General features: G+C 67.2%; 4 protein-coding genes. 1 reads left to right on the forward strand and 3 read right to left on the reverse strand.

The window, feature by feature from the left end; genetic code table 11:
• Positions 1 to 60 precede the first annotated feature (60 nt).
• From rplT to infC, 3 genes are all read right to left on the reverse strand, one after another.
• Positions 61 to 447: a 50S ribosomal protein L20 gene (gene rplT / locus AB0D46_RS38435; protein WP_007263143.1), complete on the reverse strand. Its 387-nt coding sequence runs from the start codon at positions 445 to 447 to the stop codon at positions 61 to 63.
• A gap of 101 nt (positions 448 to 548) precedes the next feature.
• Positions 549 to 743, reverse strand: a complete 195-nt coding sequence (gene rpmI / locus AB0D46_RS38440; RefSeq protein ID WP_030387121.1) for a 50S ribosomal protein L35 — start codon at positions 741 to 743, stop codon at positions 549 to 551.
• Between the two features lie 102 nt (positions 744 to 845).
• Entirely contained in the window at positions 846 to 1,568 is a 723-nt protein-coding gene (gene infC, locus AB0D46_RS38445) for a translation initiation factor IF-3 (protein WP_362884743.1), read from the reverse strand.
• Positions 1,569 to 1,889: 321 nt separating this feature from the next.
• Here infC and AB0D46_RS38450 point away from each other — a divergent pair, with 321 nt between their 5' ends.
• Entirely contained in the window at positions 1,890 to 2,288 is a 399-nt protein-coding gene (locus AB0D46_RS38450) for a DUF1844 domain-containing protein (RefSeq protein ID WP_362884742.1), read from the forward strand.
• The last annotated feature ends 115 nt before the right edge of the window (positions 2,289 to 2,403 follow it).

The raw sequence follows: 2,403 nt of genomic DNA on the forward strand, positions 1-2,403 counted from the left end.
GGTGTGTGGATTTCCTCGGGGGCCGGGGGGGGCGGGCCGCGTCACGCGGCCGGCGAGGCTTTAGGCAGCGGCCTTCGGCGCGTTGACGTCGGCCGGGAGGGCCTTCTGCGCGACCTCGACGAGGGCGGCGAACGCGTTGGCGTCGTTGACGGCCAGCTCCGCGAGGATCTTGCGGTCCACCTCGATGTTGGCGGCCTTCAGACCCTGGATGAGGCGGTTGTACGTCATGCCGTTCTGGCGGGCAGCGGCGTTGATGCGCTGGATCCACAGCTGACGGAAGTCGCCCTTGCGCTTCTTGCGGTCGTTGAAGTTGTAGACCAGCGAGTGGGTGACCTGCTCCTTGGCCTTGCGGTACAGGCGCGAACGCTGACCGCGGTAGCCGGAGGCCGCCTCGAGGATCGCCCGGCGCTTCTTGTGGGCGTTTACTGCCCGCTTGACGCGTGCCACTTTTTAACTCCTTGTAGCGGGGCCGTGGTTGTCTTCACACGGCCCGAATTCGATGGGGTCCCGGTCTTGACGTTCCGCTCCCGGAAGGGGAGCGGCGAACGTCACTTGCCGAGAAGCTTCTTGATCTTCGCGGCGTCGCCGGGGGCCATCTCCGCGGTGCCGGTCAGGCGGCGGGTGACACGGGACGACTTGTGCTCGAGCAGGTGGCGCTTGCCGGCGCGCTCACGGAGCACCTTGCCGGAGCCGGTGATCTTGAAGCGCTTCTTGGAACCGCTGTGCGTCTTGTTCTTCGGCATAGCGCCGTTATCTCCTCGTCGGTAACGCTCCCACCGGTCCTCGCGGACCGGCTTGCGGGAGCGTCATGTTGTGTCGGTGATCCGGGACGGGCTGCCCCGGAATCAGGCCTCGGCGTTCGCGTCGGCGTTCGCCTCGGCAGAGGGAGCCTCGTCGGAGGCGACCTCGGTGGTCTCCGCCTCGACGGGGGCGGTCTCCTCGGAAGGAGCCTCCTCGTCGCCTGCGACAACACCCTGGCGCTCGGCCTTGCGGGCGGCCTGCGCCTCGCGGGCTTCGGCCATCGCCTCGGTCTTCTTCTTGTGCGGACCGAGAACCATGATCATGTTTCGGCCGTCCTGCTTCGGGTTCGACTCGATGAACCCGAGGTCCTCGACGTCCGAAGCCAGCCGCTGCAGCAGTCGGTAGCCGAGTTCCGGCCGGGACTGCTCGCGACCACGGAACATGATCGTGATCTTGACCTTGTCGCCCTGCTTGAGGAACCGAACGACGTGACCCTTCTTGGTGTCATAGTCGTGCGGGTCGATCTTCGGCCGGAGCTTCATTTCCTTGATGACCGTGTGCGCCTGGTTCTTGCGCGCCTCACGGGCCTTCATGGCCGACTCGTACTTGAACTTGCCGTAGTCCATGAGCTTGCAGACCGGCGGGCGTGCGGACGCCGCGACCTCGACCAGGTCGAGGTCGTACTCCTGCGCCAGTTCAAGCGCCTTGGCAAGCGGCACGATGCCGACCTGCTCGCCGCTGGGACCGACGAGTCGAACCTCGGGAACGCGAATCCGGTCGTTGATGCGGGGCTCGGTGCTGATGGATCCTCCTAGGTAGCACCACACGACTGCCTGGCAGACAGCCGCTGACGTCATTTGTCGTCCGACCTACCGCGGCGGACAAACAAAAAGCCCCGCCGGGCACAGGCAGGGGCTCCAAAACAACCGGAGCACCGCCGCGTGCGAACCGCGGGGCGCAAACTCGGGCAGCTTTCCATCGTCCGTACGGAACGATGGATACCGCCTGACCGGAAGACCTGCCTCCCCGAAGGGTGGTCAGGTGGGAGGGAGCCTCCACTTGTGGGCCGGGCACACAGGTGTCCGGCCGGTCGAAGTACATACTAGCACCCGCGTTGCAAGCCCGCCGCACGGCATATCGTGGGGCGTATGACTGACGCGACGCCCTCCGATTCCACTTCTGCCGCCGCCGGCCCCTCCGACGCCGCCGGCGCCCCCGACTACGACGAGATGACCCGTGACATCGCGGACGTCCCCGCCGTCGAGGTCATCACGACGGTGGCCGTCCACCTGCTGAGCGCCGCGGCGGTCAACCTGGGCCTGGACAAGCCGGACTCGGAGCACAAGGACCTCGACGAGGCCCGCAAGCTGATCACCGCCCTCGCGGGCCTGGTCACGGCGAGCGCCACCGAGATCAGCTCCTTCCACGCGGCCCCGCTGCGCGACGGCCTGAAGTCGCTCCAGCTGGCCTTCCGCGAGGCCTCGATCGTGCCGGACGAGCCGGGACAGGGTCCGGGCGAGAAGTTCACCGGTCCCGTCTACGCCTGATCCGGCGCGGCGCACGATTGAGGGCCCGGCCCCCTGGAAGGTTCCAGACGACGATCACCAACAGGCCGGCCACGATGAACGCCTGGCGGTACGGGCTGCCGTTCGGCGTATCGAA

Source organism: Streptomyces sp. NPDC048383 (assembly GCF_040651775.1).
Lineage (GTDB): Bacteria > Actinomycetota > Actinomycetes > Streptomycetales > Streptomycetaceae > Streptomyces.